This window comes from Arthrobacter sp. B0316-5-4, from assembly GCF_059090325.1.
On record NZ_JBNHFN010000001.1, the window covers coordinates 745,516 to 771,236 of the forward strand.

Here is a 25,721-nt window from a genome sequence, read left to right on the forward strand (position 1 = left end):
ATTGGTTCGTGAAAGATGCAGTAAAGTCATTGAGTTTGAAGCAGTTGGAGCCCATTCTTTTGCCATAGGTCCAAGGTCTCAGCCCTACGAGCCCAAGGATCAGTTGTGTCAACTTTTATCGGTGAGACGCCACCACACTCAGCCCTGCGAACACGCTATCTGGCAGCCAGCATTCTTGCGGCCTTTGCCTTGATTATGGGGTTCTTTCACGGATCACCCGCCCAAGCGGCGGCATCCCCCGTCTATCCAGTCAGTGGATATTTCATCTACGGCAGCACCAGCGACGCCACCAACATAAAGAAACTGACAGACATCAAGTCAGTCGGCGGCGACACTGTCATAACATTTGGATCGCAACTTAAGCCCGCCACCTTGTCGACTATCCCCACGGGCTGCACTATCTCCGGCGTCAACTGTGCCAAGGCCGCCGCTACGGGGATCGCTGTCAACAGGTACTTTACTTACTCAGACGGAAGCACCTGGGGCTCGCCTGCAATTCTGTGTGCGCGAGATAAAACCGTTGCCAGCGGCAGCACCGTCTACACCATTCTGGTACTGCCCGCAGAAGGAAGCGGCTGCACGTCACCCAGCGGCAGATACGACGTTGTGGTTATCAGCGGCACTACGTCGTCCATATCAGTTTCATTGGGTAAAGCCGCCACCAGTTTGGGCATGAACTATTACGCCGGGCTGCCTTCTCCAGTGAAGCGGACTGACCTAACCTACCTTCCAGACCTTTCATACCAGGCAACATTTTCCCTCTTTACGGCGCGCTTCCTGCTGTATCAAGGAAAAGTAAACGATGTTCCCGGGCTGGTCGGCTTCTACCATCACACTGAGATGCCTCTCAGCGATGGAGCGGTATGGGACGCGGTCCTGACCGTTTACCGGATCCAAAACGCACGTATAGCCCAGTACCAACCGTCGCGATCGGCACTCGTGAGTCCTTACATCGACTCGCGCTCCGCGTTCTCCGGGCACATCACTGTGGAACAGGCGAGGAGAGCGGTGGAGAACATCGCGGACACTGCCGGGGACGTGCACCTCTCCATCGCCGTCCAGGACGGGATGGGCACAGGCAAAGGTGGTTCATTCTTTGGCAGCGAAGCTGGCAATAACGTAGATCAATACGCAGCGTCCATCGTCGGAAGCGGAACATGGGGCGGCAAATACTTGGCTCCCACTCGTGACTATTTCGCGGCTATGGCTGAAGGAATCGATGGGACTGGAGCCGAGTTGTGGGCCAATTTGGAGGGCATGGCGCCAGCAACAAGTCAGAATCCGTGCGACAACAGCCTCCGCGGCCAAACGACGAAAGCACGCATGGACAAGCAATTGCAGCAGTTGGGCAACTCGCCGCAGAAGGTCATTTCCTTCATGTGGGACCCGTACTACACATGCTCAGGTACTTGGGCTCCAATGCTGGATCGACTCAAGGCTACGAATACGACGCCCATCATCACGGACTCCATCTTCTACGGAAATGGAGATGTTTTGGTCACGGGGCAGAACCTCAGCGGTGGCACCATCCAGGTCAAGTGGACAGACGCATACGGGCAGGTGTTCGACAAGACCGTGACGGCCTCCGGTTACAACCCGGCATATGGTGAGCAGCTCGACATCAACCCCCGATTGGAGTCTGTTACTGCAAGGCTCGGTGCTACCTCCTTGGGCGCCGGCAAGAACTATTTCATCGACGTGACTAACGGTTCCGGGAAAAAGAACGACGCTCTGTACTCGGACCGCGGGTGAGAACCTGAATTAGCAGGAAGGGTCCCGACCTGCTTCCCGGCAGTAGGGCTGAGACACAAGCCCCCACTCCCGGGGAGCAGTTCCCTGCGGCGTTGGTTCGAGGGACCATGGGAAGCGCCCTTGCCGTGTAAACCTTGAACCGACCATGGGCCGGCCCCAAGACGTGGAGATATATCGTTCATAGCTCCTACTGCGATGTCCTGAACACTTCACCAATGCAACAATGGGATGTGGCCATGGTTAATCTGGACGCAACCGAGGAGTGAGACGTGACGGACACAGTCCGCCAAAAGGCGGCCCTGACGCCATCGCCCCGACATCTGCGAAAGCGCCGATTGAGGGGCGAGATCCCGGCCAGCCGAATGCTGAAGTCCACTATCGAAAGGCCTGCAGCGCGAGTTCCGGTAGAGTCCCCGAAGGTCGGCCAGAGGACGGTTAGCGTCCCGAGAACTCCTACCAGCATGCAGACAGCCAAGAATAGCGGCTCTCGCGAAATGACATTGCATCAAAAGCGTCAGGTAGCACTCTTGGTTGTGATCCTTGTCTCAATCAGCATTCCTGTCTTGGCCCTGACCTTGATGTTTGGCCGTTGAGACCGAGGCCATGCGGTAAACAAATTGAGGACCTCGACGGGGGGTGCGATAGCATCGGCAGGTCACTCATCGCCAGCCCCGGGGGAACACCATGCCCAGCGTCATGCCAATTTTCGGTACCCGCCCGGAAGCCATCAAAATGGCTCCGATCGTCAGCGCCTTTCAAGAATCCGCCGAATTCGACTGCGTAGTAACAGTCACCGGCCAGCACCGCGAGATGCTGGATCAGGTCAATGAACTCTTCGGGATAACTCCAGACCACGATCTGAATATCCTGCAGCAGCGCCAATCCTTGTCCGCCATCATGACCCGCACCATAGATGGTCTGGACAAGCTGTTCACCGAAAAAAGGCCGGACGCCGTCATCGTCCAAGGCGACACAACAACCTCGACCGCGGGGGCGATTGCCGCCTTCTACCACGGCATCCCGGTGGTTCACGTGGAAGCGGGCCTGCGCAGCGGTGACCTCTTCTCACCATTCCCCGAAGAAGCAAACCGCAAGATCACTAGCCAAATTGCAAGCCTCCACTTGGCCCCGACGAGTACGAGCAAGGCCAATCTCCTGGCAGAGGGAATTTCCGACAGCGACATCGTCGTCACGGGTAACTCAGTCATTGATGCGCTCCTTACAACCGTTGACAAGCACATCCCCTTCTCCGACCCGCAGCTCGAAGAACTCGCCGCCAGCGGACGCAGGATTCTGTTGGTCACAACACACCGCCGCGAAAACCAAGGCGATGCCATGCGTGGTGTGGGACGGGCCCTCGCACGGATCGCCGAGGCTGAGCCGGACCTCGTTATTGTTTTGCCGGCGCACAAGAACCCTATTGTCCGCGAGGCTGTACTTCCGGCGCTCGAAGGCAAAGCTAACGTAGTGGTCACCGAACCCTTGGCATACGGCGAGTTCACCCGCATGCTCTCGCTGGCGCACATCGTGCTTACCGATTCCGGTGGAGTTCAGGAGGAAGCCCCCAGCCTCGGTAAGCCCGTATTGGTGATGCGTGACAACACGGAACGGCCCGAAGCGGTGGACGCCGGGACCGTCGCCCTCATTGGTACCGACGAGGAGACGATCGTCAAGGAGGTGGACCGCCTCCTGAACCAGCAGGACGCCTTCGATGCGATGGCCAATGCCGTTAATCCTTACGGCGATGGTAAGGCCGCCCAGCGCACTGTCGCCGCTGTGGCCCAGCTCCTCGGAACAGGCTCACGCATCGAGGAATTCGCCAGCTAACAAGTTAAAACTTTCGTGTGACGGCCAACAGGCAAGCGCCCGTATTTGGGGTCAGGCGCTTGCCTGTTGGCGCCGTCCGGCTCCGCGCCTCGTGCATGTGACAAGTTGCGCCCGCCTGCAGGCACCTAAGATAGTGCTCGAACGTGGCCGTTCAGGGGCAAGTAGCCCGATTACGGCGTAAGGAATCGAATGACCACCCACGCAGTAGATCTCGATGTCGTCCGTCGCCAGACCTTCGGAGAGATGTTCAGGAAACGGTCGAACGACCGTGCCTTGGCTGACGAAATCCTCAGCGGCAAACTCAACATGCGGCCACACCCAACGTGGGATTTCCACGGCGACATAGATTGGACCGCCAATCCCTTCGGCCAAAGGAACTGGCAAGCGCAACTGCATATGCTGCGTTGGTTGGACCCCGTGCGTCGGGTAGCTCTTGAAGGAGACGAGGCCGCACGGGAACTTTGGATCCGGATGTGCCGGTCTTGGATCGCGGCGAATCCACAATCAGACCCCAAAGAAAAAGACACGCAGGGAAACTTAGTCAGCTATGCGTGGGCGGACATGGTGGACGCTATGCGCGCCATGGTTCTGACTTTCGGCCTTCCGCTGGTCGGGGAAGACGAACGGCAATGGCTGGTTGACTCGATACAAGAGCACGGATCGTGGCTGGCAGACGCAAATCACCTTGGGCACTCGAACCATGCCCTTCACCAGCACCAAGCCCTTTTGGTGGTCGGATCCGCGCTAGGGAACAGCGACTGGGTGGAATTGGCTACTCAGCGTCTGGCAAGTTCGTTGGAGGAGAACTACGACGAACAAGGCGTCAATATCGAAGGTGCGATTGGGTACCACAAAAACAACCTCGTCTGGTGGGAAGAAGCCCTCCACCGCCTGGATCTCGAGAGTATTCCGCGTCCTGCTTCCGCCAACCGGTTGAACCTTGCCTACCTGGAACTTGCCCACGCAACAAGGCCAGACGGTACCTTCGAACTGATCGGGGATACAGAAACCACGACGCCCGGCGCGCTGTCGTCGCCTGAACTCGATTACGTGAAGTCAGAGGGGGCCGTGGGGCAACCTCCCGCGGAGCTCACAAGAATTTATCGTAAGGGGTACATTTTTGGTCGCAGCGGGTGGGGCGACCACGAAAGGGACTTCCGGAGGGAAACGTTCTATTCTCTCTCGTTCGGTAAAGCAAACCGCGTCCACGGCCATCAGGATGGCGCTTCGCTGACCTTGCACTCGAACGGCCAGCCGTGGCTGGTCGATGCCGGCAAGTACGCTTACAAACAAGATCCGATGCGCGACTACTGCCTCTCCAGACTGGGGCACAACGTGATCGACATACCTGGCAAGAAGTATGACAAGAAGTCCGCGGTGGCACTAGTCAGTTCCTTCACCAGCGACGAAGTTGATGATTTCACGTTCTCCGATTCCGGTTACGAGGATGTCGAACTCAAACGACGCGTGATCTACTGCCGAGGCGGTGACTTCATGATCGTCATCGACAACGTCTTCAGCGCTGAGGACGTCACAGCGAACCAACGCTGGCACCTCGACACGGACACGAAGGTAGAGGAAATGGCCGGCGGTCTGAAGCTTGGCCGCGACGGCAATACCGCCTACATGCTCTGGAAGGGCAATCTGCCCACGCTGTCCACCGTGAAGGGTTCAGAAGATCCTCTTGACGGCTGGATGTCCAAAAAGTGGATGGAAAAGGAAGCCAGCCCGGTTGTGACGGCGGCCCAGAGCGGGCGGCGCTTCCGATTCATCACGATTATCGCAACGCCCCAGTCCGGCCAATTCTCCGTCAAGAAGCTCGATGCCACCGGCGGACAAATGTCGTTGAGTGCCATCTCAGGGCGCTATCAATTCAATCTCTCGGTGACCGAGGACCGCGTGTCTGTGAGTCTCGGTGACGAAGGAAGCATCTCCCCCGAATTCGATACCGTGAAGCTGGCTTGGCTCAAGACCATGGACCTCTGCCGCGAGTCAGGCACTTATTGGGAAGCTCCCCGGCCTTATGACGGTGCCTTCACGACGCGCTACTGGGCCTTACTCAAGTCTTGGCTTGTCCAGCAGAACGACATCCGCAGCGCCCGCCTTGAAGCGTTGAGCATTCTTCTGGGCCTTTTGCTTGATGTTCCTGACAGCACAGGCGACGACCAAGGACTGCGGCCGGCTATTGTGGATCTTCTGGCAAACGACTTGACGGAGGAGATCGGGCTCAGCAGCAGCGCCTTGGGCGTGCTGCGCGAACCGTTGATTGCGTGGCCCGGGCTGGAGCTTCGCTCCACTACCTACGGTCGCCAGATCCAGACCATCAACTCTGCTGACGACATCGCTTTTGCCGATGGAGAAAAGTCCAAGATCTACTCGGCCAGTCTCGGTGGTCTGGTTGTACCGTTCGCCGTAGGACGTGGGCCCTCCGATCTTTTGTCGGTCAGATTTCACGGCGCCATCAACAGGACCAAAACAACCCTTCCCTTTTTCCAAGGACTGACGTCGGAACTCATGGAAGGCGGCAACCACGCGGTTTTTCAGGACCCCTCGCTTGACCTGAATAAGAACATGACCTTGTCGTGGTATCTAGGAGACGCCAGCACTAATGTCCACCGTTTCATGGCTGAGTGCATTCGCAAGCTTCAAACCGAAACCAATGCGAAGCGAATCCTCCTGTCCGGCAGTTCGGGCGGTGGTTTCACTGCCCTGCAGGTTGCCGCCTTCTTGCCAGACTCCGTTGCTCTGGTCTTCAATCCGCAAACTGACGTGAAGGAATACTTCCAGACGAGCTCTGCAGTAGCTTTCGCAACGTGTCTGAAGCCAGAAACCAACGTAGAAAATGCTCGAGCCTTCAGGCTTTCCACCTCAGTCGTCGAAACCTATGCAACATTGCAGGATCTGCCCCGAGTTCTCTACGTACAGAACTCGGGCGATAAACACCACGTCACAAAGCACCGCGAACCGTTCAGGCTAATGCTTGAATCTGAACACAGCGGCCATGAGGACAAAATTGAATTCATCGATGTCGATTGGGGTGCTGGCCACGTGGCCGCAACCGCTGACCTCTATGCCCATTACCGGGCCTCCGCCCTGGAACTCTTTCCAACGAGTGCCAACTCATTAAACCGTTGATGCAACACATTCGTGCGAGCTCGAACCCGTTGACTTTAGGATTAAAAGTTGCAAAATAACAGAAGACTTGGTTCTGACAAGAACATTGGCTTATCCGCTGCTGCGGGCATAGGCCTCATTCTTGCTGGCGTACTTGCTGCCCTCTTGCCAGTAGCTAGTTCGACTTCGGCGGTCACAGCGGTCGTGGTTCTATTCGTACTCGGCATCGGTGCGCTGGGTCTCGCCGCCGCAGCTTTGCTGGCGAGAACGAAAGAAGTCCGCCGTCTGGAGCGCGAATCACAGGCCTCAATCAAGAAGTATCTGCTCACGCTGCAACGTCAGTTGACCGATTTGAAAGAGTCCCAGATGGCTTCGGCAGCGCAAATGCCTGTGCCGGATGTCCCTGTCGTTGACGTGGAACTCGAGGCTGAGCGTGATCAGCTGACCAGCGAAATAGCTCACCTACGATCGAAACAAAGCGAGACGCTCAACGAGCTAGAGAAGCTGCATCTAATTCGGCACTTCGAGTTGGTATCTCTTGATGGAAAAAGTTGGGCTTCGTTCTCCCTTCCCGAAGTAAAAAAACTTGCAGAGTTGCAGTACAGCATTAATCCGCTCGCTGTCTACGAGATGCTTGAATCACACTCCTACTTCGGAAATATTGCCATTGCCGCTCTGCGCGGCCTAGCTAGCGAACTGCGTAAACTTGGTTACACCACCAAGAGCCAGAATGTGTTGCGAGTAGTTCTCGACCGCAAGCCCAATGAGAAATTGGCCGGCGCAATTCAGTTGCGGGACGAAGAAGTCAGTCTCTTTTCGGGCACGTTCAAACCACAAGTACAAGGCCCCTACGAAATCTTCGACGCCAAGCCGAATCGTATCCTTCACGTAGTAGGCAAGGTTCTTCCGACAACCCAGTCCGGGTATACGCTGCGTACGCACTACACGGCAATGGCCCAGATAAATTCAGGCCTGGAAGTCCACGTGTGCAACCAAGTGGGCGACGCAATCAACAGCGACGTGCCCGAGCAAGTAGAAGTCGACGGCGTCAATTACCATCTCCCCACAGGACCAATCCGCCTGAACACCGCATTGACAACGTGGCTCAGCGCCAATGTAGAGGAACTGGCGCGTGTGGTCGCCGATGTACGTCCTGCGGTGCTCCATGCACATTCGGACTTCCTGAATGCCATGTCCGCCAGGGCGGTGGGAGATTATTTCGGCATCCCAGTGATTTACGAATCCCGGGGTTTCTGGGAAGAGTCATGGCTTTCCCGTATGGCTCAAGCAAACGGCATAGACGATATCGAGTCGTTTAGCGAACGCTGGGGCAGCCCGGACACGTATGCCTGGCGACGGGAACGCGAGCACGACTGCAGGGAAGCGGCGGACCACGTCTTCACCCTTGCAGAAGTTATGAAGCGCCGCATCACAGAAGAGGGCTGCCCCGCGGATAAGACGTCGGTAGTGCCCAATGCCGTCAGTGGCGATCAGTTCCCTGTTCAGACACGCAATGCAGGCTTGGCCGATTCCCTCGGCATTCAAAAGGACGAGATAGTCATCGGCTACATCTCCTCCCTGGTCGAATATGAGGGGGTCCCCGTACTCATTGAGGCGTTCAGCCAACTGCGTCAACGCCTCGACGTTCCGGTCCGGCTACTGGTCGTAGGAGATGGCCCGGTTCTTGCTTCCCTAAAGGGCAAGGCCAAATCATTGGGACTCCATGACGCCATCTTTACGGGCCGTGTTCCTCATGAAGACATTTTGGGCTACTACGGGTTGATAGACATCTTCGTGGTGCCACGTACCGCCGCGGCTGTTTGCCAACTCGTGACCCCCCTCAAGCCCTTCGAGGCCTTCGCTACGGGACGAACGATAGTCATGTCCGATGTCGACGCGCTGAAGGAGATAGCGGAGGCAAGCGGTTCCGCCGTACTATTCCAAGCTGAGAACAGCCAGTCGTTGGCAGATGTTCTCTCGGACCTTGTTGAGAGCCCCGAAACGCGCACTCAGATGGCGGCAACCGGGGCGGCTTGGGTTCGTGAAAGCCGCTCGTGGGAAGCCAACGCGGCGGTCTACAACCACCAGTATGCGAATCTGGCGGCGAATGCAATCCGTGTCTGAAGCGCTGTTCCAGCACTTGACGGATGATGATATCCGAGAAGTTGAGCAGTGGATCGCGCTAAGTCAACGTCCGGATCTGTCCAGTGGTGTATGGTTCGACAGCTTGATCAGTGACTCAGCTGACGAAGTCATCAACATAGGGTGGAAGACCAGCGACTACGATCGTCTTGACCTCTCACTGCCACTTGATTGGGATTCGCTCTGCACAAGTGACAGAAGTTGGGGTTCACAGCTGCATGGCTGGAAGTTCATGGACAAACCTATCCAGGAGTTCATGCGCACCGGAGATCAGGCTTACCTTAAGTGGTGCTTGGAACGCGCTGTCTCATGGTCGGACAGATACTCCGACCATGAGACAGACAACGCAATTGTTTGGTACAACATGGCCCTCGGACAGCGTGCCCTTCGACTCGCCGGACTCATCTATTTGGGAGCCAAAAACGGCATAGCAGGCGAGGACTTCAGAGCGCTGCTCCGCGCCGTTGACAGGCATAGGCTTGAGTTCGCTTTAGATAGCTCATTCAATCCAGGAACGAACCACGGCTATTTTGTAGCCCTGGGTCAAACCGTGCTGGGCACAGTGCTTGAGGCCGTGCCGGAGATGAGCGGGCTGGCGCAAGAAGGACGCGGCCGACTGGCCGTAATGATCCGGACGCAATTCCTTCCTGACGGCGGACACAGTGAGCACTCCCCCGAATACCATCGGATGCTCATGCACTCATTCCAGCTTGCCGTGGATAATGGACTCATCGAGGATTCGGAACTCACCGACCGCCTGCGGAAGGCCGCCGATCTATTGGGCTGGATGATCCAGCCCAATGGAACGTTGGTCCCCTTGGGCGATACCCCTCAGGTGAACATGATCGATGGAAGCCATCCGCTGACCTTGAGCCCCGAAACGAACTTCTTGATGTCGGGCGGGGCCGACGGTCAGTCGTGCATGCGAGAGCTTGGTGTTTTCCCGGAGTCGGGATACGCCTTTGTGCGCTCAGGCACACATGCAGGTGGAGGGCCAGTATCCGCGTCCACGTACTTGGCTTTCACCGCCGCATTTCACGGCAGAGCACACAAGCATGCCGATGACCTCAACTTCGTCTGGTACGACCATGGACAAGAGATTTTGGTCGAGGGTGGCCGGTACGGTTACGGCCCTCAACTGCCGCCTGACTCACCGCTTCGGGCGGATGGGTTTTACTATGCCGACCCCTTCAGGCGGTACGTCGAATCCACCTTGGCACACAATACTGTGACCGCCAACGGAAGGAACCACGACCGCCGTCGTCCGCCGGTCGGTTCCGGTCTGGGGCGATGCGAGCAAATCGACGGCACTTTTGTGCTTCGCGGCCAAATTGAACATGGCGGATGGACGCACCGCCGCATTGTCGAACTTGAACCGGGCATTCGACTTACTGTCACGGATGACGTGCAATCCACGGATGCTGTTAAACGGGACTTTCAGGTGTGGTTTAACCTGGCCGGCGCCCTTGAACTCCAGAAGGTCCCTCAATCCGAAAGCAGCCTTTCCTGGATCTTGCCGGGTACCAATTGGCATGTGGCATTGCACTCGGAAACCGGCACGTTCATTGGAACCCCGATACGCGAGTCCGAGGACCCTATTCGGGGCTGGCGGTCAGTCGAGGACGGCACACGTGAAGGTACTTGGTCCGTCTGCTTGGAGGCCTCGAGAACCCGCCACCACGTCTTTAAAAACAGCTTCCGCTTCAGCGAATCGGTCTAGGGAGCGCAAAAGGCTAGACCTTGTACAGCGCAGAGGTGTCGCCGTTCATAATGGCTGACACTTCGGCGTCATCCCAAGTGATGGGTTCGTAGAAGCTTCCCAGTTGCTGAATAAGCTCAACACATTCTGCAACGTCCTCGTTCGGGACAAGCTTGAGCTTATTGATAAACCAGTGCTTCATGTAGGTTTGCGCGCGCGTAGCCTTGTAATCCGCTATCAAACCGATTTCCTCAAGCCACGCGGCACGTGCCGCTTCCAAGGGAAGGTACTTGCGGAAGAACCCTGGGCCCAACGAGTTCACTACGGAATTTTGGACGGCACCGTAATAGATGTGAATAGGAAGTTCCAGCACATCTATCTTGCGGGCGTAGTGCACAAGCTGCTGGAAAAAGAATGAGTCCTGGCCGAGGGCGCCCTCAGGCTGCTCAAGGCGCAGATTCTTCAACCACGAAGAGTTAAGTACTGCCGCCTGGATGCTCATGGGATAGAAGTCCAGACGTCTCAAGAGACTGTCTGAGGTACTTTGGACACTTTCAGACGTGGTATCCAAATGCTGGCTGATTTTCCGGGAATTGTGGAACATCCGGATTCCGTCCGAGTATCTGACTATGTCTCCCACGGCCATGTCCAGCGATTCGTCTGAGGCAAGCTGCACCAGTTCGGCGTAGCCGTCGCAAATGGCTTCGTTGTCAGGATCCAGGTAGGTCACCCATGGCGCCGAAGCCAGCTCCAGACCCTTATTCCGTGGCCTTGATGCGCTGCCCGAGCCGGTGTCACCGAATTTGAATACTGTCACCTGGCTGTGACGCTTCGTCAGTTCGTCGAGTATCTGGTGGGTGCGCACGTCAGTGGACCCGTCGTCAACGAGGATGATTTCCATTTGCGCGAAAATAGATGAACGTTGCAAGGATCTGACGCATTTATTGAGAAGGAACGGACCATTGTTGTAAACGGGAACGACGACGGATAAGAGTACTCCAGACTCTGGCCGGGTATCCATATCCGATAGTGTCAAGGAATCTTCCCGCGCTACGATGCCCAATGGATCGAGTGCGTACCCATTTCCCTCAATGTGGCTTCCCTGGAGGTAGGCCCGCCCTGCATCAGAATCCAGCCAAACCGCGCCTGCAGAAGGGACTGGCATGGCGGTAAACGGCTCATGCTCAGGCACAGCGTCATTCGCGCCCAGTTTCTGCACAGACTTCACAACGAAATCCACGTCCGCATACTTGAACGCGTTGACAAGATCTTCAAGATAGGTTGGCGCGTACTGGAACCGATCCGACAGCGGTACCGTGATATCAAACTGCTTGTGCTTTGTCCGCAACTCCTGATAGGTAACAAACTCAACGTCCTTGAATGTCTGCTGCCTTGCACTCTGCTCCAGCGCCTGTGACGGTGAGTCGAGGACGGCGCACACCCGAGTCTTCGAGGCAGGGCCTGCCACTCCAGCAGCTTCTAGGATCTCGCCCATCCGGTCGTGAGCAAGGTGATCAGAATAGGCGCGACGGAGACCTTCCATCTGGATCTCGTAAAGCTCATTTTTGGACAGGCCATCCACTGTGGCGCGCACATCTTCGCTTGTCTGGGCCGTGAGCACGTTGGGGAACCTGTTATTGACGCCCACGTTGTAGTTCGACAAGACCATCGACCCCATGGCTTGCAGTTCCACCACCCTGTTCGCATACATCGAAGAACTGGAGATCACTGAATTCAGATTGATATTGAAATCAGATATCCGCTGTAGCTTCAGCAGGAGGTCGTGGTCAACGCTGGGTACAACGTTCTGAAGGTACTCTTCCGGGAAAAAGTAGCGGCTGTTCTCCAAAGACCAGTTTCGATCGATGATCACAAGATTCCGTGACGACTGGATAACGCCGTCGAAAATGGTCCTCGCCGCCGATCGACGTGCAGGGTAGCGCTGTGTGTGCCACGAGCCGGCGAACAGCACATCCGGGAGGCGGTGCCTCCTTGAGTACACCGGGGAATGGTGATGGGGATTTACTCCAAAACTCAGAACACCGATTGAAGCTGCGTCAGGGCAATCCCGGCTGTAATCTGCCACACTTTCTGCTGCGCAAGTGAAGACATGATTTGCGGCTTGGGCAATGCTCAGGAACTGGCTGTAATTTGGCGGATCCTCTTTGGAGTAAAAAGCGATAGGTATCCCCTTCGCCTTGAAGTAGGGGACGACCTCTTCGAGAAGAAAGCGGCGCTTTTTGGATTCGGGAGTGGCAAGCCCTCTCCACTCACCGCCGAGTCCCCGCCACGTGCTCGCGATAAGGAATAACCCGGTTTCACCAGCAACTTCCTGATAATTGTCCGGAGTGACGGACATCAGGTGAGCTGTCGAGTCAAAGCTCTTATAGAGAAATTCATCCGCAATGATCGCCACGTGAACCCGATGCGGCCGGAGACTTCTCGAACCCAGACTTTCCGGAATGCTCTCCAGCATAGGCCGGAGGTCGTCTATGTAGCCACGGGGACTTGAGGCATTCCGGCGCGCCAAGTACTTCTTGTGGGTGCTCGCCGGCAAAATCGGCTCCCCAGCCAGAACGGAATCGAGGAAAAGCTTTGAAGTGTAGTACCCCTGCCGCGAATCTGCTGCAGACTGGCTGTATTCGAGCTCTTCAAGACGCTTCCTAACCCGCCAAAGACGGTTCGTCTCCTCGTTCATAGTCTCCCCCATCAGGCCTTCCCCCGTCCGCGGCGCGGACGTCGGCGCCAATACTTCAGCTGAAGGGAGCCAAGAACGGACTCCGACAACGCCGTGAGCTTGCTTTGCGTCTCCGCCAAGGACCGAGACAGATCACCCAGTTTGTCATCGCGTTCAATCACATCCCTGCGTAAACTTGCCACTTCCGCCTCACTGGCAGACAGCTTCTTGCGATACATGTCCAGCTTTAGCCGGGCCGTAAACAGCTCCTGGCTGAACTGGCGCCTCTCGGCCACCACAGAGGACATCCCTAATTCCCGCTCATACGCATCGCGCAATTCGGCCTGCAATTTCGCGATCTGGGCGTCTTGGGCCAGAGCAGCACGGCTGATGCCCCGCTGGATCTGATCAACACCCCGGGTGGTACGGTCCATGAAATAGTCGATCTTCCTCTGTGGTAGCCGAAATGACGTTAGTTGACGGCCGGGACCGAGACCGCGGCCGCTTCAACCCCTGCTTCAGCGCCCCAAATGCCCCGAGAGTCAATGACCGTCTTGCCGGCGTAGGCCGCGGGAGAGATTGCCTTGAATTCATCGTGATCCACGAGAACCACAATGACGTCTGCTTTGGAAATTGCTTCCTCAGTTGTCACGAGTTCTACGTTGGCGCGGTCCCGCAGGGCGGCCGGAAGGGCCTCGACGTGCGGCTCCACTACCAAGAGCTTTGCCGTCGGCAGCTGCTCTGCCAAGTCAGCTGTAATCCCGATCGACGGCGACTCCCGAAGGTCATCGATGTTCGCCTTGAATGCCAGACCAAGCGTGGCAATAACGGGCGCAGATCCGGCTTCTTCGGCAGCCTTGCGTGCTTTTGCCACAACCCATTCCGGCTTGGAATCATTGGTTACGCGGGCCTGGCGGATAAGCTGTGCTTCCTCGGGAGCCGCGGCCACAATGAACCACGGATCCACCGCAATGCAGTGTCCACCTACGCCAGGACCGGGCTGGAGAATGTTGACCCGCGGGTGGTGGTTGGCGAGCCGGATCAGCTCCCAGACGTCAATGCCAAGCTTGTCGCTGATGATCGAGAGCTCGTTGGCAAATGCGATGTTGACGTCGCGGTAAGAGTTCTCAACGAGTTTGGCCATTTCTGCGGTGACGTCGTCCGTAACCAGGATCTCACCCTGGCAGAAAACCGCATAAAGATCTTTGGCCAGTTCGGCTGCGACCGGAGTAACGCCGCCGACGATACGGTCGTTAGTTACGAGTTCGATCATGACGCGGCCCGGAAGGACTCGTTCCGGGCAGTGCGCGAAGTGGACAACCGGTGCGCCGTTGGCGCCGTCCAGGGACAAATCGGGCCTGAGAGCGAGGATGTAATCGGCGAGGTGACGTGTTGCGCGGGGCGGTGATGTGGACTCAAGGATGACCAGCTCATCGCCCTTCAACTGTGGCGCGATACCGCGTGCGGCCGCCTCAATGTAGCTGAGGTCCGCGGAGTGGTCGTCACGGAACGGGGTGGGAACAGCAACGATGTAGGCCTCAGCTGCAGGAGTCTCTGTGGTAGCCCTGAGGTGTCCTTGGCTTACGGCGCCGGCAACATGGACGCCCAAGTCAGGTTCCACAAAGGGAACTTCGCCACGGTTAACGGCGTCAACGGTGTTCTGGTTTACGTCAATGCCTACGACGTCGATGCCATTGGTGGCGAGGATCGCCGCAGTTGGCAGGCCAATGTATCCAAGGCCGACAACGGCCACAGTCTTAATGTTCGTCATTTTCTTACCCCTTTTTTGTGTACGGTGATGTGGTTTTGTCAAACAGTGATGTGTTCTTTGGGATCCCCAAAAAATTTGATTTCTCCCGAGGCGGCCAAGTCTTCATCTGAGATGTCCCAGGTATGCCCGTCACCTTGCCGAATCTGACAGAAGTTATACCTGTCTGCCGAGTAGATGGAGCCGCCGGCCGTAGTTACAGCCCTAAGGAATGCGGTGTCTTCGCCACGGTTGATAGCTTCAAACGGATTGTTCTCGAAGACCTCTCGTCGCGCGGTTATCGTGGGCCCCACCACGAAGCGGGTCAAACGATGTTCCATATGAGGAATGCGCAGCACGGTTGCTTGCGTTGTAGCAAAATGCATGTAGTGAGCCTGCTTCCCAACTACATCTGCCTTTGAGAAATCAAGCGCGTGCAACATATCAGAGAGATATCGGGGACCGTAGTAATCGTCGTCGTCCATCTTCGTCAGTACGGCACTTGAAGATGCAGCTACGCAACGGTTGAGGCACTCACCCAAGGTCAAATCTCTTGGCTCACTGAGCAGTTTGAAGCGATTGACGCCATACTTCTCGGCCAACTCGGCCACGTCGGAAAACGGCACTTCAAAGCCGTGGGTGAGCAGAACAAGCTCGACGTCAACCCCGATCTGGGAGCCAAGGGTCGAAAAGACATGCTCGAGCTGATGTGGCCTGATCGTCGGAACCAGCGCGCTGACGGTAGCCTGTCCGACCGGACGCTCCCGCTCGGGCAGCACTGAAGCCACGACTGCTTCAGCGCGGTGAGCGTAGGTGTGCTCGTTCCAAATCCGGCGTTGGCCCTTGTGCACTGTCCGATCATTAATTTCGGGGCTACGGGCCAGCATACGAATCTGGTGTTCGCCCTGTTGCCTTGAGCTAGCGACAAAAACCTCGTCAGACTCAAAGAAGTGCCCGATGGCGGCGCTGGGAGTCGAAACTACCGGAGTACCCGAGGCTGTTATCTCAAAGATCCTGCGGGCGCACATGCTGGGTGAATCCACAACAGAGTTCACATTAAGGAACACCTTGTAGGCCCGGTACGCAGTGAGCATTTTGGGATAGTCAAGACTGCCTACAACGTGCTCGTTGAACGGTACCGGGAATTGGTAGTTGGAATCGCCCCCCAGTTGCCGGGAAAAAATTTCAAGTTTCGGGCCCGACTGAGCCGAAGCATCCCGGGCTGCGGACAAAAGCATGTCCATCTGCCGTCTGCGTTCGGGATATTTGTGAGCAAAGTACATCCCTGCGAATGCCACTCCACGGGAATGGCGTCCCTGGCCGGCCCTCATCGGATTGTGAATGGCGGGCTGCGCCGCAAAGGGTAGGGCAGCTACGCGATCATGCCCCAAGTCCCGCTTGTATGAGGTAAGGCGGTCGGAATCGCTGGTGAACACCATGTCAAACTCCCGGGCGGTGGGAAGGAAATCGTCATAGTGCGGAGGATCCTCCTTGTTCCAGAAAACCGTAGGGATCTCCTGTTCACGGCACCAAGCCATAAGATCCAGAAATTCCTGCTTTGGCCCGGAAGTTCCCATGAGTTGGTATTTCCACGAGCCTTGGTTTCCGTTCCAAGCGGACTCGACAAAAAGGAAGTCGATACCCGTCTCTGTTAGCTGCTGGCGCCATGAGTCTTTCCGCAGCTGAACAAGGTTCCATTCAAAAGAAAAAGATGCGATGGAGAAGTCGTCAAGTATCACACCGACAGTCAGGTCTGACCGTCGAGGACCTCTGTCAGGGATCCGGTGTGGAGCGAATTCAGGGGAAGCAGCCGCTCCAGACTTGCGGTCCGGGGCGAAGCCCTTGCCGCTGCCCCCATTTATGCGCCGCTCAATTTTTTGCCTTCTTCGCCACTCGCGTACCTGGTCAACTCCGCCATGCCTGAAATGCCAAACGGACTTTCGAATGCTATTGATCAACGGCATTTCAGCGCCCTTCCATTCGTCGCCCACTGGCTCGCTCCAACACGTGCATGGCTATGAGGCTTGCCCGTGCTTCATCCCTTATCCGAGTTGCCGTCAGATTGTTTCCCCTCGACAGGTTCGAGGAGAAGTCGCGGTAAACACCCGTAGTCTCGTCCGGTAGTCCATCCATAATTAGCTCGCCTTTGTCCAGCCAGATCACGCGGCTACACATATCCCTGATGACGTCCAAGCCGTGGCTGACGATGAACACGCAGCCCGCCTGAGCTCGCAACTCAGCCATTCGGGCCTTGCTCCGGTTATTGAATTGAGCGTCACCCGTATTCAGCGCCTCATCAACCAACAAAATCTCGGGGTTGACTGCGGCCGCAATGGCAAACCTCAATCTTGACGCCATGCCGGACGAGTACGACTTCATGGGAAGGTAAATCGCTGAGTCCAGACCGGAAACCTCAACGATGCCAGCAAACTGGGCTTCTATCTGCTCCATGTTCATGCCCATCGCAAGGCAGCCCAACACCACATTTTGATCACCTGAAAGTTCCGGAACCAGGGCGGCATTGACTCCTAGCAGAACCGGCGTGCTCGACGCATAAACGGCGCCATGGGTTGGGGCTACCTGGCCACTGATGAGCTTCATTATGGTGCTCTTCCCGGAGCCATTCCGGCCAATGATTCCCACGGACTCACCCCGTTCAACAACCAGCGAGATCTCTTTGAGGGCGCTGACAGTTACGAGGTTGGGCCGTTCCAGGATTTTGCGGAACCGGTTCTTCATACCCTTGCCGGTCGGCGTCGCCTTGCCCTCCGAAGTCGGGACCCGGTAAGTCATCCGGACCTTATCAATGACTACACATGGCGGTCCGTCCAGGAACATGGCGGTATCAATCGCGCCCATAGGTTTCCTCCCCCTGCCAGAAGAAGATAAAGCCGATCAACAAAGCGCCAAGCGACACTACCCCGAGGGTCGCCCACGATTCCCACGCGGGAACTCGATCGTAAAGCAAGCTGCTGCGCACAATATCGATGACGTTGTAAAGCGGGTTAAATTTCATAATCGCAAGCAGCGTGGGGTCCTTAACGAACCGCTCATAGGAATAGAAGACGGCAGAACCATACATCCAGGCTCTGATGAAAAATGGCAGCAGGTGGGTCACATCGTGCACCTTCGATATGATCCGCGCCAGAATCAGACCGACCCCCAGATTGAAAATACCTTGGAGGAAAACTGCTGGGATGATCAGCAACCAGAGCACGCTGATGTTCTCTGCGGGGGGAACAACAACGATCAGAAGCATCATGCCAAGAATCAGTGGAACTGCCGACAACATTTCACGGATGTTCGCCCCCAAGGGAAGGGCGGCCCTCGGGAAATTGAAGGCTTGCACGACCGCCTTGCCATTTCGTATAGAGCGAGCGCCCGCGGTGATGGCTCCTGCGCTGTAGTGGAACAGGAAGACACCTATGACCAGGTATCCGATGAAATTTTCGATCCCGTGGCTGGTCTGAAGCAACAAGCCGAAGATGACGAAGTAGGTTAAACCGTTGAAAATGGGGTTGATCAACAGCCATGCACTGCCAAGCCGGTCCTTCCGCGTTCCGCTCTGAACGCGCGCGCGGGCGTCATAGAAGATGAACTGCCTGTAGTCCCACAACTGGACCAAGTAGTCCAGAAACCCCGGGCGCGATCCCACCCGGGACAATTTGCGGATGTCAATGGACATCGGCTGGACCGCCCCTGGTGGCGGTAGCTTTGCCTTCTTAGCTGACATCAGCTGGCCCTCCTCATATAGTTAGACCCCAAAGTTTCGTATGCTTGTGCGTAAGCCGCTGCGTTGGCCTTCCACGTCCTTCCGGAAAGCACATCCCGCCGGCCCGCAACTCCCAGACGGTGACGCAAATCTTCGTCCTCGAGCAATCCACTCAACACCTCGGCCAACCCCGTAGGGTCAGACGGCTCCACGAGCCGGCCGTTGACGCCGTCGTGCACTATTTCGCACAGGGCATCGAGTCTGCTGGCCACCACCGGGCGCGCAGAAGCGAGGGCCTCTACGGGTTTCAGCGGGGTCACGGATCGGGTGACTGTCAGGTCCTTTCGCGGCACCACGAAAATGTCCAGGGCTTGGTGATATAGCCGGGCCTGTTGCTCAGGGACGCGTCCCGTGAAGATGACGCGTTCCGAGAGCCCCAACCGCTGCACCTGGTTTTGAAGTGCTGGCGCGGCAGTGCCATCGCCCACCACAACCAGCTTCAACTTTGGCAGCCGTGGAGCCAGCAATGCAAATGCTGTGACAAGGTCGTCCAAGCCCTCATAGTCAACCAGGCTGCTCACGGTCCCGATCAGCAGGCCGTCTGGATGCAGTCCCAGAGCACGCCGGGCGTCACCTTGGTGCGACGGCTCACGCAGATAGTCGCCCCCAACTGCGTTGGGGCCAATAAGTATTCGGTCTGCAGGAACTCCTGCGGCGATAATATTCCGCTTCATTGATTCTCCAAGGGTGATCACCAAGTCAGCACTGCGCATGATTTCGGACTCGCGCTCCATGAACAGTCGGTAGCGTTCGCTTCTACGTGCTCCGTCACCTCTGGTCGATGCCCACGTATCAGCCAGTTGGCCACGCACTTCATACACCCAAGGAACGCCCAATGCGTTGGCGACCTCTCGTGCAACCAGTCCGTTAACAAAATGGGTTGTCGTGTGGATAACGCTAGGGCGAAACTCCCGAGCTACCTGCAAAAGTTCTTCTGCCTGCTGTTGGAGCCGTCCATCCATGGATTTGGCCATGCGGTTCGGTAGCAGGCGTTGGTACTGAACGCCGTCAACGAAGTCACTCGCCCGAGCGGTCAGGACACCGATCTGGACCGGGTAACCCAAACGGGTTACCGCCAAAGCATCCCAACCGGCCTCCTGTTGTGCAGTAAGAATTGAATGGCTCCGGCGGGCATATCCACTGGCTGTGTGCGGAACAGAGTTCGTCAGCAAGTGGAGGACGCGACGAGGTTCGGGATCAACGTTCACCTTGGCCAGGACGGGTCGCCAGCCCTCGAAAACGCGGAGCTCGGACTCGAAACGACCGCGTTGATTGGCAGGACGGCGGCCGCTCGGTGCTTCCAAGGACTCGACGGCGCCGCTCATGTCACCTGCGTACCATTTGCGTCGCGCCGAAGTTGCGGAAAACTGTTCGCTTGAGGCTCCCCGTGCCAAGAACAAGTCAGCCCAATCAGGTTTACCCGCAGCAAGCGCCACCTCAGCTGCTTTGCAGGCGTGCTCCGCAGATCCCAAATGGTTCAACGCATTCTCAAACCGACGAACCAACGCCGGTTCATCGCCTGCGGCGTGGCAGGCCAACATGAAGACGGGCCGGGTGGACCCTGGCGCAGCTGCTGCTACCCACCGGGACACAGGGCGCACGACATGCGCAGGTAGGCGCCGCGAAACCAATAGAGCCAAAACGAAGGGGGCTTCCGCAAGGTGATCGGCGACGGTGCTGGCAGCGAGCGCCAAATTTCTGACAACCGAGATCAAGATATTCCCTCCCTGGAGTCGGGGGAGAATTTCTTGCCAACCAGGCCCGCTATCTTGTTCATGTACTTCTCCGCCAGCTGGGCATAGTCGGCATGTTTTTGCACCCATTCCCGGCCACTTTGACCTGCTGCGAGCCGAGCCCGATCTTCGGCAAGGTCTCTCCACAGTTGGGCAACGGCCTCAGGATTGGCGGCCACGACGTCGCCACCGTTCGCTTCTTGGATGATGCGCTTGGCTTCGCCCCTCACAATTGCGGTGACGTGGCGTCCAACGGCGAGCACCTCGTAGGTTTTAGAGGGGACCGTCGTTTCAAATGACTTCCAGTCATCGCGCAGCGAAACGATGCACGTATCTGCCTCCCGATACTTATCCAGCACCGCGGACCCGTGAACTGACGGGAAAAAAGTAACGGGAGCATTGAGTTCGCGCGCCAACTTGACCAGCTGAGGTCTGCTTGTGCCCGAACCTACAAGAGTCAAGTGAAAGCCATCCCCAAGAAGGGCACTGGCTCGGATCGCTATATCCAACCTTTGACTCTTGCCGTGATTCCCAAGGTAGAGCGCACGGAACTCCCCGCGCTCAGCGGTCGGTGGTTCGAGAAATGGCACAGCGCGAAGATCCAGACCGTTACTCACGGTGTCAACATTGCCGAGCCCTCTGGCGCGCAGGGTCTCGGCGAAACCCTCAGTAACAGTAATGACCAGATCTGCGCGGTGTTGAACGAATTCCACTACACGTTCAACCAGACTCTTAACGCTGCCTCGAACAAGCCGTGCATCCCTTGCCAAATCCGGCCAGGCGTCCCGCATCTCCACAATCAGGGGAACTCTTCGCAGTCTGGAAAGTACGTAGCCCGTTGCCAGCGTTGGAAGGCTAGGTGCAGTTGCTACGATCGCGTCTGGCTTCTTGCCACCCAAACCGGCCGGAACTGACAAGATTGCCGAGAAGAGCTGGTCCATAAGGCGAGCCACCGGGGACTTGCCGAGATGACGCAGGTAGGGAACCCGCCTGATCCGCTCACCGTGCGGTCCGGTTTGGGTGCTGAACGCAAAGCCAGCCTCGCGTCGCGGGAGGTCACGCCGCCCGTTTGGATAATGGGCTACCGGGGTAACGACCTCGACTTCCCAACCGGCTTGGATAAATTCCCGGGTTAAGGACGACCACCGCCGTTGGGGCGGGCTATGTTCAGGCCAATAGGAGTGCGTGAGTAGCATGAGGCGCATTGTTGATGCAGGATTTCCCGCAGCATTGTCCCCGGGGAGGGAGTTAATCATGGGCCTACTTGCCGTTGAGGCGGGGCCGTGGGGCCCCTTTAGAACGCAATGCGCGGAAGTAGGCAATGCCAAGCAAAATCAAAACAACCACCGTCACGCCTTGGACAATGGGATTGTTTTCTGCGACTGGAGCAAGAGCCACCTTCAGCGGGCCCGCAATGTCTGCACTAGCAACGGGCGGCGCAACGGCAACCTTGGTTGCCGTTGGAGTCGGCGTGGGCGTAGGTACTGCGGCGGCGGACGTTTCCGCTTCCAGAGGAGCCTCAGGTTCCAGGACGTATCCCTGAACGCCAGGATCTGTTGGCGTAACCACAACAGGTACCTCTTGTTCCGGCACTGCAGGAGCTGCTGGCGGGACAACGGGCTCAACGGCTGGGGGAGCGACCGGCGCCGGCTCCACCGGCAATGGATCGGGCGCTGGCGGAGTCTCAGGTTCCACAGGCGCAAGAGTTGGCAGTGGTTCGAAAGTCGGAACGATCACTGGAGACTCCACCGGAGTTGTCGGCGTCGCAGGATCCGTGGGAGCGGGCGTTTCCGTTCCGGGCCCGGGCTCTGTTTGAGTGGCCATTGCTGGCTGGCTTACGAAGAAGGCAAGTACAGCTAGTATCAGGACCACCAGCACGGCTTGAACACGTTTGATTGCGGTGCCCAACTTTCCCCCCGTTGTATGTAATTCAGAACCTTTTGTGTTCTGTCTAAACGCGGTCGCCTGAGACTTGGCGACCCTCGGACGTCCACCGTCGGAGGGCGACCCGGATTAGTTTATCGTATGGATTAGCTCAGGTGCTCTCAGGAGCATCCGACGAGGTCGGGTACGAATCTTGTATTGATAGAGTCGTCTCTGCTGTCCCGACCAGAGGAAGACATGTCACCCGCGAGGCTCTCCCGACAAGCCAGCCCACCCCTGTCAGCTCATCGAGGCGTATGGCGTTGGCTTATCCCGATGGTAGCAATCGTCCTGGTGTTGGGAGCTGGTGTCATTTTCTGGCCACCCAGCGAGGACGCCGCGCCGGACGAAATCCCCTCCTCGCCGCCGCACTACCCCATCAGCGGATACTTCATCACTGCCAATACTGCCGCCTCGGCAAATAGGGGGAAGCTTGAGGAAATTCACGCCCTCGGTGGTGACACTGTCATTACTTTTGGGACCATCCTGAGGCCTACCCCGGAGGAAGACCTGCCCAAGGACTGCACTATTGACGGGATAAACTGCGCGAAAGTTGTGGCTGGCGCGTTGCAGGTAGACCGATACTTCACGTACTCCGACGGCGGTGACTGGGACAAGACCACACTGCTATGCCCTCGAGATCGAAACGTATCTGCTAATGGGAAGTCCTACACAATTCTGGTTTTGCCTACGGAAGGCAAGGGGTGCACTTCCCCGGGGGGCAGATATGACATAGTCGTCGTGGGCGGAAATGACTCATCCGCCGAGGACCCGGCAATAGCGCTGGCAAAAGCCGCCACAGAGCTGCATATGGACTTCTTCGTGGGCCTGCCGGCACCGGTAAAGCGCACGGATGTGGAATACCTACCCGATCTCTCGTATACCCAAACTCTCAGCCTCTTTACCGAGCGCTTCCTCCGGTACCAAGCAGAGAAAAATGACGTGCCAGGATTGGCCGGTTTCTACCACCATGTGGAGATGCCCATCAGTTCGAGTGCATTCTTCGATCCCATACTGTCCCTATATCAGATGCAGAACGAAGCGATCCATCGCCTGCTTCCGACGCGCTCAGCGGTCATCAGCCCCTACATAGAATCCAGGAGAAGCGCGTCAAGCGTCAGCCCGGAAGACGCCGGACCCGCTATGCGCAAAATCGCTCAAACCTCCAGTGGCCTGAAGCTCAATATAGCGATCCAGGACGGCATGGGTACAGGAAAGGGGGCGGCCTTTCTTGACAGCGAGTCAGGTTCTGCAGTCGACGAATTTGCTGCCACTATCGTGGGAAACGGCACATGGGCGCAGAAGTACATGGCCCCGAACATCGACTATTTCCGGGCTGCGGCCGCTGGCGTCTCCGGTACCGGGGCCGTGCTTTGGGCGAACATGGAGGGAATGGCTCCCGCGATGGAAAAGAACGCCTGCAGCAATAGTCTTCGCGGGCAAACAACACTGGAACGAATGGACCGGCAACTTCAACAGCTTGGAGCTTCCACTAAGGTCATTTCCTTCATGTGGGACCCCTACTTCACTTGCAAAGGCACAGGTACTCCACTCAAGACCCAGATGGCTTCAGGATTCAAGTCGCCCATAGTAACGGAGTCGACTTTGACCCAAGATGGGCGCGTTTTGAATATCACCGGGTTCAACATCGCGGGGGGTGAGGCTACGGTGTCATGGAAATCAAATGACGGCCGCATAGAGGAGTTCACGGCCAAGACTTCAACCGCTGACACAAAAAGTAGCGGCCCTGGCGCAAGGAATCCACAACTGGAGACCCTCGCATTTAGCCTCGGCGACACACCCATACACTCTGGGACGCCTTATACGGTCAACGTCACCAACCAGTGGGGCGTCGGCTTGAACCATGACTTTGCCGACGGCGTATTTGCGCCTTGATAGAATCATCACTGCTGACGCCGACACCAAGGAACTCATGACGCTCCCGACAGATACCGAAACTCCCTCTGCAGAATCACGTCCGCGACGTCAGAAGAGCGGTAAAAAAACTGCAAGGAACGTGCTCCTTGGCTTCGCGGCCGCTGTACTCGTCGCTGGTCTGATTGGCGGCGCCTACATCTTCAACCTGGCTCAGACTTTCAACTCCGGCACCACGAAGATCGAAACGGCATTCCCGGAAGAGTCGACGCGACCGCAAAAGGCCGAGCCCGTCAACGGCACCGCAGCGATGAACGTGCTGGTCATGGGCAGTGACACACGAGGCTCCGCTGAACTGGATGTCGACACCCAAGCCTCCACCGACCAGCGCGCGGACACTTTGATGTTGGTGCACATTCCCGCAGACCGCAAGAACGTATACGCCGTCTCGCTCATGCGTGACCTCTGGGTGGATATCCCCGGACACGGCCAGTCGAAGATCAACTCTGCGTTGGCTTACGGGGGCGTTCCTCTGATGGTTCAGACGGTCGAGTCCCTCTTCAACCAGCGTATTGATCATGTCGCCATGGTTGATTTCGAGGGCTTCAAAGGCCTCACTGATGCCTTGGGTGGCGTGGAAGTAGACATCAAAATTCCATTCGCGCCCGGCTCCGGCCCCATGAAGGGCCACTACTACGAAGCAGGAAAGCAGACGCTGAACGGCGACGAGGCACTGGCCTTCGTCCGGGAACGAAAGTCATTCAGTGACGGCGACTACCAGCGCGTGCGGAACCAGCAGGCTTATATGAAAGCGATCATCAGCAAGACGATCGCGCGTGAGACTCTGACCAACCCGGTAACAGTTAACAGCATGGTCAGTGCGGTGTCGCCGTTCATCAGCGTCGACAAGAGTTTTGACGCTGCTGCGATCGGCAGCTTGGCAGTAGGTATGAAGGACCTCCGGGCGAATGACACTGTCATGTTCACTCTGCCCACCCTCGGCACTGGCACTTCGGCCGACGGGCAGTCGATTGTTGTCGCAGACACAACGGCCATCTCAGAAATCGCCGCAGCCCTTTCAAAGGATCAGTTGGGCGCATACGTCACCGCTCATGCCCTCGAAAAGGGCAACTAGCGCAAGAAATCGCTGTCACCTTCCCAAGTGTTAATCCCCTGCATATGAAATGTCCACGATTTAGCGGAATGAGTGCGTAGCCCCAGGGACCAATCGTCAAGGCTGTGGTCGCTGCAACATAAAAACGACTATCTGTGCGAAGTTGCTGGGTGAACCCTTATTGCCTGCTGAGTTCAGGACTGGCCCCACGATTGAATTTGTATAACGTATTTGGAATTTGCTCCTGTAGTAAGACAGGCAAAAATGCAACAAGAAAAAGCCAAATCACTGCCACGATTTTGGCCGGATGAATCAATAACTTTATAGCAGTTACTGGCGAATATTG

General features: G+C 57.0%; 16 protein-coding genes. 7 read left to right on the forward strand and 9 right to left on the reverse strand.

Features of this window, described 5'->3' with window-relative positions:
- Positions 1-105: 105 nt before the first annotated feature.
- The 5 genes from AC5RU9_RS03455 to AC5RU9_RS03475 all read left to right on the forward strand — a co-directional run bounded on the left by AC5RU9_RS03455 (position 106) and on the right by AC5RU9_RS03475 (position 10,555).
- Complete coding sequence (locus AC5RU9_RS03455; RefSeq protein WP_494015324.1) at positions 106-1,752, forward strand: hypothetical protein; 1,647 nt, start codon at positions 106-108, stop codon at positions 1,750-1,752.
- A gap of 684 nt (positions 1,753-2,436) precedes the next feature.
- Entirely contained in the window at positions 2,437-3,579 is a 1,143-nt protein-coding gene (wecB, locus tag AC5RU9_RS03460) for a non-hydrolyzing UDP-N-acetylglucosamine 2-epimerase (protein WP_494015325.1), read from the forward strand.
- A gap of 189 nt (positions 3,580-3,768) precedes the next feature.
- Entirely contained in the window at positions 3,769-6,714 is a 2,946-nt protein-coding gene (locus tag AC5RU9_RS03465; protein ID WP_494015326.1) for a heparinase II/III family protein, read from the forward strand.
- A 48-nt stretch (positions 6,715-6,762) separates the two neighbouring features.
- Complete coding sequence (locus AC5RU9_RS03470) at positions 6,763-8,817, forward strand: glycosyltransferase (RefSeq protein WP_494015327.1); 2,055 nt, start codon at positions 6,763-6,765, stop codon at positions 8,815-8,817.
- The gene (locus AC5RU9_RS03475; protein ID WP_494015328.1) at positions 8,810-10,555 is read left to right on the forward strand and encodes a heparinase II/III domain-containing protein; all 1,746 of its coding nucleotides are present in this window, start codon (positions 8,810-8,812) and stop codon (positions 10,553-10,555) included. The genes AC5RU9_RS03470 and AC5RU9_RS03475 overlap by 8 nt, the downstream gene beginning before the upstream one ends.
- A gap of 13 nt (positions 10,556-10,568) precedes the next feature.
- Here AC5RU9_RS03475 and AC5RU9_RS03480 read toward each other — a convergent pair whose 3' ends face one another.
- From AC5RU9_RS03480 to AC5RU9_RS03520, 9 genes are all read right to left on the reverse strand, one after another.
- Positions 10,569-13,232 carry a glycosyltransferase gene (locus tag AC5RU9_RS03480; RefSeq protein ID WP_494015329.1) on the reverse strand — a complete coding sequence of 888 codons (2,664 nt, stop codon included), beginning with the start codon at positions 13,230-13,232 and terminating at the stop codon, positions 10,569-10,571.
- 11 nt (positions 13,233-13,243) lie between these two features.
- Positions 13,244-13,645: a hypothetical protein gene (locus tag AC5RU9_RS03485; RefSeq protein WP_494015330.1), complete on the reverse strand. Its 402-nt coding sequence runs from the start codon at positions 13,643-13,645 to the stop codon at positions 13,244-13,246.
- A gap of 38 nt (positions 13,646-13,683) precedes the next feature.
- Positions 13,684-14,982: a UDP-N-acetyl-D-mannosamine dehydrogenase gene (gene wecC / locus AC5RU9_RS03490; protein WP_494015331.1), complete on the reverse strand. Its 1,299-nt coding sequence runs from the start codon at positions 14,980-14,982 to the stop codon at positions 13,684-13,686.
- A 38-nt stretch (positions 14,983-15,020) separates the two neighbouring features.
- The gene (locus AC5RU9_RS03495) at positions 15,021-16,949 is read right to left on the reverse strand and encodes a glycosyltransferase family protein (protein WP_494015332.1); all 1,929 of its coding nucleotides are present in this window, start codon (positions 16,947-16,949) and stop codon (positions 15,021-15,023) included.
- A complete protein-coding gene (locus AC5RU9_RS03500; RefSeq protein ID WP_494015333.1) occupies positions 16,924-17,817 on the reverse strand; it encodes an ABC transporter ATP-binding protein in 894 nt (297 codons plus the stop codon). The genes AC5RU9_RS03495 and AC5RU9_RS03500 overlap by 26 nt, the downstream gene beginning before the upstream one ends.
- A complete protein-coding gene (locus AC5RU9_RS03505; protein ID WP_494015334.1) occupies positions 17,804-18,691 on the reverse strand; it encodes an ABC transporter permease in 888 nt (295 codons plus the stop codon). The genes AC5RU9_RS03500 and AC5RU9_RS03505 overlap by 14 nt, the downstream gene beginning before the upstream one ends.
- Positions 18,691-20,055, reverse strand: coding sequence for a glycosyltransferase family 4 protein (locus tag AC5RU9_RS03510; protein ID WP_494015335.1), 1,365 nt, complete (start codon positions 20,053-20,055; stop codon positions 18,691-18,693). Before AC5RU9_RS03510 ends, AC5RU9_RS03505 begins: the two co-directional genes overlap by 1 nt.
- 386 nt (positions 20,056-20,441) lie before the next feature.
- Positions 20,442-21,719, reverse strand: coding sequence for a glycosyltransferase family 4 protein (locus AC5RU9_RS03515; RefSeq protein WP_494015336.1), 1,278 nt, complete (start codon positions 21,717-21,719; stop codon positions 20,442-20,444).
- A 4-nt stretch (positions 21,720-21,723) separates the two neighbouring features.
- Positions 21,724-22,032, reverse strand: a complete 309-nt coding sequence (locus AC5RU9_RS03520; RefSeq protein WP_494015337.1) for a hypothetical protein — start codon at positions 22,030-22,032, stop codon at positions 21,724-21,726.
- A 630-nt stretch (positions 22,033-22,662) separates the two neighbouring features.
- Between AC5RU9_RS03520 and AC5RU9_RS03525 the strand changes: the two genes are divergently transcribed.
- Together AC5RU9_RS03525 and AC5RU9_RS03530 are read left to right on the forward strand one after the other, a co-directional pair.
- Entirely contained in the window at positions 22,663-24,282 is a 1,620-nt protein-coding gene (locus AC5RU9_RS03525) for a hypothetical protein (RefSeq protein WP_494015338.1), read from the forward strand.
- Positions 24,251-25,396 carry an LCP family protein gene (locus AC5RU9_RS03530; RefSeq protein ID WP_494015339.1) on the forward strand — a complete coding sequence of 382 codons (1,146 nt, stop codon included), beginning with the start codon at positions 24,251-24,253 and terminating at the stop codon, positions 25,394-25,396. Before AC5RU9_RS03525 ends, AC5RU9_RS03530 begins: the two co-directional genes overlap by 32 nt.
- The last annotated feature ends 325 nt before the right edge of the window (positions 25,397-25,721 follow it).

Excerpts from the sequence above, each read along its gene's own strand:
- wecB (WP_494015325.1), top strand. The coding sequence starts at position 2,437 with ATGCCCAGCGTCATGCCAATTTTCGGTACCCGCCCGGAAGCCATCAAA.
- AC5RU9_RS03465 (WP_494015326.1), top strand. The coding sequence starts at position 3,769 with ATGACCACCCACGCAGTAGATCTCGATGTCGTCCGTCGCCAGACCTTC.
- AC5RU9_RS03480 (WP_494015329.1), bottom strand. The coding sequence starts at position 13,232 with ATGAACGAGGAGACGAACCGTCTTTGGCGGGTTAGGAAGCGTCTTGAA.
- AC5RU9_RS03485 (WP_494015330.1), bottom strand. The coding sequence starts at position 13,645 with ATGGACCGTACCACCCGGGGTGTTGATCAGATCCAGCGGGGCATCAGC.
- wecC (WP_494015331.1), bottom strand. The coding sequence starts at position 14,982 with ATGACGAACATTAAGACTGTGGCCGTTGTCGGCCTTGGATACATTGGC.
- AC5RU9_RS03500 (WP_494015333.1), bottom strand. The coding sequence starts at position 17,817 with ATGGGCGCGATTGATACCGCCATGTTCCTGGACGGACCGCCATGTGTA.
- AC5RU9_RS03505 (WP_494015334.1), bottom strand. The coding sequence starts at position 18,691 with ATGTCAGCTAAGAAGGCAAAGCTACCGCCACCAGGGGCGGTCCAGCCG.
- AC5RU9_RS03510 (WP_494015335.1), bottom strand. The coding sequence starts at position 20,055 with ATGAGCGGCGCCGTCGAGTCCTTGGAAGCACCGAGCGGCCGCCGTCCT.
- AC5RU9_RS03515 (WP_494015336.1), bottom strand. The coding sequence starts at position 21,719 with ATGATTAACTCCCTCCCCGGGGACAATGCTGCGGGAAATCCTGCATCA.
- AC5RU9_RS03525 (WP_494015338.1), top strand. The coding sequence starts at position 22,663 with ATGGTAGCAATCGTCCTGGTGTTGGGAGCTGGTGTCATTTTCTGGCCA.
- AC5RU9_RS03530 (WP_494015339.1), top strand. The coding sequence starts at position 24,251 with ATGACTTTGCCGACGGCGTATTTGCGCCTTGATAGAATCATCACTGCT.